At 67.2% G+C, this 6837-nt stretch carries 6 protein-coding genes; 5 read left to right on the plus strand and 1 reads right to left on the minus strand.

The features are described from left to right. Positions 1–237: 237 nt before the first annotated feature. Positions 238–1674, plus strand: a complete 1437-nt coding sequence (gene mdtD, locus CF70_RS14110) for a multidrug transporter subunit MdtD (protein WP_051648420.1) — start codon at positions 238–240, stop codon at positions 1672–1674. 13 nt (positions 1675–1687) lie between these two features. Here the strand turns inward: mdtD and CF70_RS14115 are convergent, their stop codons facing one another. Then, positions 1688–2638, minus strand: coding sequence for a LysR substrate-binding domain-containing protein (locus CF70_RS14115; protein ID WP_035865397.1), 951 nt, complete (start codon positions 2636–2638; stop codon positions 1688–1690). A gap of 95 nt (positions 2639–2733) precedes the next feature. Here CF70_RS14115 and pcaH point away from each other — a divergent pair, with 95 nt between their 5' ends. From pcaH to pcaD, 4 genes are all read left to right on the plus strand, one after another. Further along, the gene (pcaH, locus tag CF70_RS14120) at positions 2734–3459 is read left to right on the plus strand and encodes a protocatechuate 3,4-dioxygenase subunit beta (protein WP_035865400.1); all 726 of its coding nucleotides are present in this window, start codon (positions 2734–2736) and stop codon (positions 3457–3459) included. A 3-nt stretch (positions 3460–3462) separates the two neighbouring features. Continuing rightward, positions 3463–4041 carry a protocatechuate 3,4-dioxygenase subunit alpha gene (gene pcaG / locus CF70_RS14125; protein WP_035865401.1) on the plus strand — a complete coding sequence of 193 codons (579 nt, stop codon included), beginning with the start codon at positions 3463–3465 and terminating at the stop codon, positions 4039–4041. 96 nt (positions 4042–4137) lie between these two features. Further along, the gene (locus tag CF70_RS14130) at positions 4138–5541 is read left to right on the plus strand and encodes a 3-carboxy-cis,cis-muconate cycloisomerase (RefSeq protein WP_051648422.1); all 1404 of its coding nucleotides are present in this window, start codon (positions 4138–4140) and stop codon (positions 5539–5541) included. A gap of 43 nt (positions 5542–5584) precedes the next feature. Then, the gene (gene pcaD / locus CF70_RS14135; RefSeq protein WP_035865403.1) at positions 5585–6787 is read left to right on the plus strand and encodes a 3-oxoadipate enol-lactonase; all 1203 of its coding nucleotides are present in this window, start codon (positions 5585–5587) and stop codon (positions 6785–6787) included. Positions 6788–6837 lie beyond the last annotated feature (50 nt).

Here is a 6837-nt window from a genome sequence, read left to right on the forward strand (position 1 = left end):
AATGAACAGGGAAATTTCCGAAGCGCCGATGAAATGAACTCGGAGTTGAATCCACTCGGAGTTGAGTCCAATTAGGCGCTGACTTCAGCAGGCGGATGGCGGCCTGACCGGGCCTGCGGCTGGAGCGGCGCCGTCTCGGAATTCGTGCGCGCCACCGTAAAGCTCCGCTACACTGCTACGGTACGCGACCCGGCGGACCTTCCCAGCGCACCTGCGTTCCGGGGCAAGCCAATCCCGATGCAAGACACGCCTCTCCCCGCCACCGACGACCGCACCCGCAAGATCATGCTGTGGGTGGTCGCCATCGGCTTCTTCATGCAGACGCTGGACTCCACCATCGTCAACACGGCATTGCCGTCGATGGCCAAAAGCCTGGGCGAGAGCCCGCTGCGCATGCAGTCGGTCATCATTGCCTACTCGCTGACCATGGCGGTGATCATCCCGGCCTCGGGCTGGCTGGCCGATCGCTTTGGCACCCGCACCATCTTCCAGACGGCCATCGTGCTGTTTGTCGTTGGCTCGCTGGCTTGCGCCTATTCCAACAGCCTGACCTGGCTGGTGGTCTCGCGGGTGGTGCAGGGCGTGGGTGGCGCGATGTTGCTGCCGGTGGGGCGGCTGGCGGTGCTGCGCACTTTCCCGCGCGACCAGTACCTGCAGGCGCTCAGCTTCGTCGCCATTCCCGGCATGGTGGGCCCGCTGATCGGGCCGACGCTGGGCGGCTGGCTGACCCAGACCTTTTCCTGGCACTGGATCTTCCTGATCAATGTGCCGGTGGGCCTGCTGGGCGGGCTGGCCACCATGCGCTATATGCCCAACAGCCGGCTGCACGGCGTGGCGCCGTTCGATATCAGCGGCTACCTGCTGCTGGCCATCGCCATGCTGACCTTGTCGTTCTCGCTGGATGGCCTGGCTGAACTTGGCTTTGAGCATGCCACCGTGCTGATGCTGCTGATCGCCAGCATGGCTTCGCTGACGGCGTACGTGCTGCATGCCACGCGCCGCCGCCGGCCGCTGTTCGCGCTGCGGCTGTTTCGCATCCATACCTTCAGCGTGGGCCTGCTGGGCAACCTGTTCGCGCGTATCGGCAACGGCTCCATGCCGTTCCTGATCCCGCTGACGCTGCAGGTCAGCCTGGGTTACTCGCCGTTCCAGGCGGGCATGATGATGCTGCCGATCACGGCGGCGGGGATGGGCTCCAAGCGTCTCGCCACGCGCCTGATCGAACGCCACGGCTATCGCAGGGTGCTGGTCGCCAATACCTTCGTGGTGGGACTGGCGATGGCTTCGTTCGCGCTGATCTCGCCCACCCAGCCGCTCGCGCTGGTGCTTGTGCAACTGGCCGTTTTCGGTGCGGTCAACTCGATCCAGTTCACAGCCATGAATACCGTCACGCTGAAGGATCTCGGCACGGCCGGGGCCAGCGGCGGCAATAGCCTGCTGTCGATGGTGCAGATGCTGTCGATGAGCCTGGCGGTGACCTCGGCCGGCGCGTTGCTGGCGACCTTCCAGGGAACCTTCAGCCGGCACGGCGCCACCACCGCGCTGCCGGCGTTCCATGCCACCTTTATCTGCGTGGGGCTGATTACCTCGGCCTCGGCGTGGATCTTCCTGCAGCTATCTCCCGATGTGGCCCGCCCGGCCGGCAGGCGGGTTGAAGACGCGACCGAGATGTAAGGGCAGGGCGGGACTATCCCCTGGCCTTCGGCGCCGGCCCGCGGGAACGCGCCGCGGCGCGTTCCCGCAGATCGTGCACAAAGGCTTCGGCCGCCTCGTCGAGCTCGCGGCCGCCCTGGCGCAGCAGTCCGACCGGCTCCTCGCTGCCCTGGCCCGAGATGGGCAGCAGCACCAGTTCGCCGTCCTCCAGCGCCTGCCGCATGGCGCAGCGCGGCGCCAGCCAGACAGCGTCGGACTTCAATGTGGTGAGCTGGCCCAGGTAAGCGTCCGATGTTTCCAGCATGCCGGTCGGCAACACGAAACCGTGCCGTGCCAGCAGGCTTTCCGCACTATGGCGCGGCACCGAGCCCTGCGCGGGCACCACCAGCGGGAAGGCCATGACATCCGCCAGGGACGGTGGCGCGGCAGCGAGGGCGTGGCCCTTGCGCACCGCCAGCAACAGCGGCTCGGCGCTCAGCATCTCAAACCACAGCCCTTCCATCACCGCCGGATTGTCCATACGGCCGATCGCGAGATCGAGCATATCGGCCTTCAGCCAGTCGATCAGCGTGCGGTTCATGCCGGTCTGCACCGCCAGGCCGATTTCCGGATGCGTGGCGCGGAACGCCAGCACCGCTTCCTGCAGCAAATCCGGCACCACGCTGGGCAGGGCACCCAGCCGGATCTGCCTGCGCCCGGCAGCGCCCGGGCCACCGATGCTGTCGGCGGCTTCGTCCAGATCCTCCAGCACGCGCAAGGCGTGGCGCAGGAAGCGCTGGCCGAGTTCGGTGAGGTCGGTGCCGGAGCGCTTGCGTTCCAGCAAGCGTGCTCCAAGCAGCACTTCTAGCTCGGTCAGGGTCTTCGAAACGGCGGGCTGGCTGAGGCCCAGTTGCTCCCCGGCCTGGCCAAGATGCTGGGTTTGCGCCACTGCGACGAAGCAGTGCAGGTGACGCAGGCGCACACGGCTGCGGAAGGTGCTCTGCATATCGAAAAGTTATGCAAATAGTCTAAAAACTCAATTTACAGGAGTTATGGCCGCAAATAAAGTAATGAAAATTCCCCACCAAGGAGACAACGACCATGGCCGATTCGCCCATCAAGCTGGCCCCAGGGCTGGCGCAATACCGCCGGCATTACTGGGATACGCAGCCCGAATACCGCTTCGATCCCTACGCCTCCACGCAATTGCGCTCGCCCAACCAGCCGCTGGTGGCGCTGGGCCAGACGCTGTCCGAAGTCACCGGCCCGCTGTTTGGCGCCGAGTTCGTGCGCAACGGCGATAGCGACCTCACCGCCGGCCACGCCGGCGAAGCCATCGGCGAACGCATCCTCGTGAGCGGCCGCGTGCTCGATGAGAACGGCCGCCCCGTGCCGAACGCGCTGATCGAAGTCTGGCAGGCCAATGCCGCCGGCCGCTACGTGCACAAGCGCGACCAGCACGACGCGCCGCTCGATCCCAATTTCACCGGCGAGGGCCGCGCGGTGACCGATGCCCTGGGCCGCTATCAGTTCAAGACCATCAAGCCGGGCGCCTATCCCTGGCGCAACCACCACAACGCCTGGCGGCCGCAGCACATCCATTTCTCGCTGTTCGGCAACGCTTATGCCACGCGGCTGGTGACGCAGATGTACTTCCCGGGGGACCCGCTGCTGGCTTTCGATCCCATCTTCAACTGTGTGCCCGACGCCAAGGCGCGCGACCGCCTGGTGGCCGCCCTGGACTGGGAAACCACCGCGCCCGAGTATGCGCTCGGCTACCGTTTCGATATCGTGCTGCGTGGCCGCGATGCCACGCCGATGGAGTAAGCCATGTTGTACGCCACCGCATCCCAGACTGTCGGACCCTACCTGCATATCGGCCTGTCCGGCCTTGACTGCGCCGACCTGACCGCCGAGGCCCCCGGGCTGGCGGGAGAACGCATCGTGATCGAAGGCCGCGTGATCGACGGCAACGGCGACCCCGTGCCCGATGGCATGGTCGAGATCTGGCAGGCCAACCCGGCCGGCCGCTACCGCCACCCCGACGATGCGCGCGACGGCGCGGAGCAGGCGCTGGTGCCCGGCTTCACCGGCTTTGGCCGGCTGCCGACCCAGCCCGACGGCAGCTTCCGCTTTGTCACCGTCAAGCCGGGTCCGGTACCCGGCCCCGGCGGCCAGCCGCAGGCGCCGCACATCGTGGTCTCGCTGTTCATGCGCGGGCTGCTCAAGCATTTGTCCACGCGCCTATACTTCCCGGACGAAACGCAAGCCAACGCGCGCGACTGGGCCTTGTCGCAGGTACCCGCCGAGCGCCGCCACACGCTGGTGGCGCAGCCGGTGGGCGCGGGCAAGCTGCAATGGCAGGTGGTGCTGCAAGGCCAGGACGAAACGGTCTTCTTCGACATCTGACCCGGGCGCGAGCCGCTTGCGCCAGACCGAGCCCCGGCGCCGGACCCGTCATGGTCCGGCGCTGGGGTTTTTCCATGCCGATGCGAACCTGAATCGATGCCCACCTCATCCCGACTGACCGACCCGATGTTCGGCAGCGCCGCCACGCTGGCCGCTTTCTCCGATGCCGGCACGGTCCAGCGCATGCTTGACTTCGAAGCCGCGCTGGCGCGCACCGAAGCCCGCTGCGGCGTGATCCCGGCCGAGGCTGCCGAGGTCATCGCCGCCACCTGCCTCGCCGACGAGATCGACTTCGACGCGCTGGCCGCCGCTGCCGTGGCAGCCGGCAACCTGGCCATTCCCCTGGTCAGGCAACTCACCGCCCGCGTAGCCGCGCGCGACGAGCAAGCCGCGCGCTACGTGCACTGGGGCGCCACCAGCCAGGACGCGATCGATACCGGCATGGTGCTGCAACTGCGTGAAGCCCTGCAGGCTGTCGATGCCGATCTCAAGGCGCTCGGCCACGCCTGCGCCGCGCTGGCCATGCAGCATCGCGACACGCCGATGGTGGCGCGCACCTGGCTGCAGCACGCGCTGCCCACCACCTTCGGGCTCAAGGCCGCCGGCTGGCTCGACGCGCTGCGGCGCGACCTGGGCCGCCTCGGCGCCACGCGCGCGCAGGCCGCCGCGCTGCAGTTCGGCGGTGCCGCCGGCACCCTGGCCAGCCTCGGCGACGCGGCTCCGGCTGTGGCCGCCGAGCTCGGCCGCGAACTCTCGCTGGCAGTACCCGCCACGCCGTGGCACGCCTACCGCGACCGCATGGTCGAGGTAGCCACCACGCTCGGCATGCTGACCGGCTCGCTCGGCAAAATCGCGCGCGACGTCTCGCTGATGATGCAGACCGAGGTCGCGGAGGTGGCCGAGCCCTCCGGCCCCGGGCGCGGCGGCTCCAGCACCATGCCGCACAAGCGCAACCCGGTAGGCTGCGCCGCCGTGCTCACTGCCGCCGTGCGCGTGCCGCCGCTGGTGGCTACCATGCTGGCCGGCATGGTGCAGGAGCATGAACGCGCGCTGGGCGGCTGGCAGGCGGAATGGGATACCTTGCCGCAGATCGTCGCGCTGGCCGCGGGCGCGTTGCGGCAGATGCTGGAAGTGGTAAACGGACTGCAGGTGGACGCCGCGCGCATGCGTGCCAACCTGGGGCTGACGCACGGGCTGATCCTGGCGGAAGCCGCCATGCTGGAACTGGGCGGCAAGATCGGCCGGCTAGCGGCGCATCATCTGGTCGAAGGCGCCTGCCGGCGGGCCGTTGCCGAAGGCACTACATTGCGGGAGGCGCTGGGCGCGACCCTGGCCGGGGACGCCGCGCATGCCGGGCTGATGGATGCGGCGGCGCTGGACCGGGTTTGCGATCCGGCCAATTACGCCGGGCAGGCGGGGGGATTCGTCGATGCGGCCCTTGCGGCCTGGCGGCAGGAGAGCACTGATACCCCCCGGAAGCCAGCCGCAGACGCTCAATGAATACACGTACCTGAACACCGAACCGAATTCTCTGGAGACCACCTTGCCCTTCATCACCCACGCTGGCAATCGCCTCTTCTACACGCTGGAAGGCCCGGCCTCCGCGCCCGTCCTGATCTTCTCCAACTCGCTAGGCACTGACCACACGATGTGGGCGCCGCAGGCCGAAGCACTGGGCCAGCAGTTCCGCATCCTGCGCTACGACACCCGTGGGCACGGCCAGTCCGAGTTGCCGCCGGGCCCGAGCAGCGTGGCGGAACTGGGCAGCGATGTCATCGCGCTGATGGACGCCTTGCAGATCCGGAAGGCAGCCTTCTGCGGCTTGTCGATGGGTGGCCTCACCGGTATGTGGCTGGGCGTGAACGCGCCGCAGCGCTTCAGCCGCATTGTGCTGGCCAATACCGCACCGAAGATCGGCACCCCCGAGGCGTGGAACACGCGCATCGAAGGCGTGCTGCGCGACGGCATGGCGCCGCTGGTGGAGGGCTCGCTGCAACGCTGGTTCACGCCGTCCTTCGTCAGTGCCGCCGGCAACCGGCTGGATGATCTGCGCAAGGTGCTGACCGGGCTGGATGCGCGTGGGTATGCCGCCAACTGCGCGGCAGTGCGCGACGCCGATCTGCGCGAAGCGGTCAGGACCATTCCGGTGCCGGTGCTGGTGATTGCCGGCAGCGCCGATCCGTCCACCACGGCGGCGGAAGGGCGCGCGCTGGCCGATGCCATTCCGGGCACACGTTATCTCGAACTGGAGGCGGCGCATCTGTCCAACCGCGAGCAGCCAGAGCGTTTTACCGAGGCGTTGCTGGACTTCCTGGGTGACGATGCGCAGAAGGCCGCGAACCGTTCGGACAGCGATGGCGAGCGCTATCAGGCTGGCCTGGCCGTGCGGCGGGAGGTGTTGGGCAGTGCGCATGTGGATCGTTCGCTGGCGCGGCTGAACTCGCTTAACGATGAGTTTCAGAATCTGATTACGCGCTATGCGTGGGGTGAGATCTGGACGCGTGAAGGGTTGCCGCGGCATACGCGGAGTCTGATCACCATTGCGATGATGGTGGCGCTTAACCGTAATGAAGAACTTAAGTTGCATCTGCGCGCAGCGGCCAACAATAACGTCAGCCGTGACGAGATTAAGGAGGTGCTGCTGCAGACTGCTATCTATTGTGGGGTGCCGGCGGCTAATTCGGCTTTTCATATGGCGGAGGAGGTGTTTGCTGTGGTGGATGCGGAGGCTTTGAAGGGGTTGTAAGCGGTGGGGGCGGTGTTTTTTTTTGCGGCGATGGTTATTGCACCCAAGGG

It is taken from the genome of Cupriavidus sp. SK-3 (assembly GCF_000611145.1).
In the GTDB taxonomy this organism is placed as follows: domain Bacteria; phylum Pseudomonadota; class Gammaproteobacteria; order Burkholderiales; family Burkholderiaceae; genus Cupriavidus.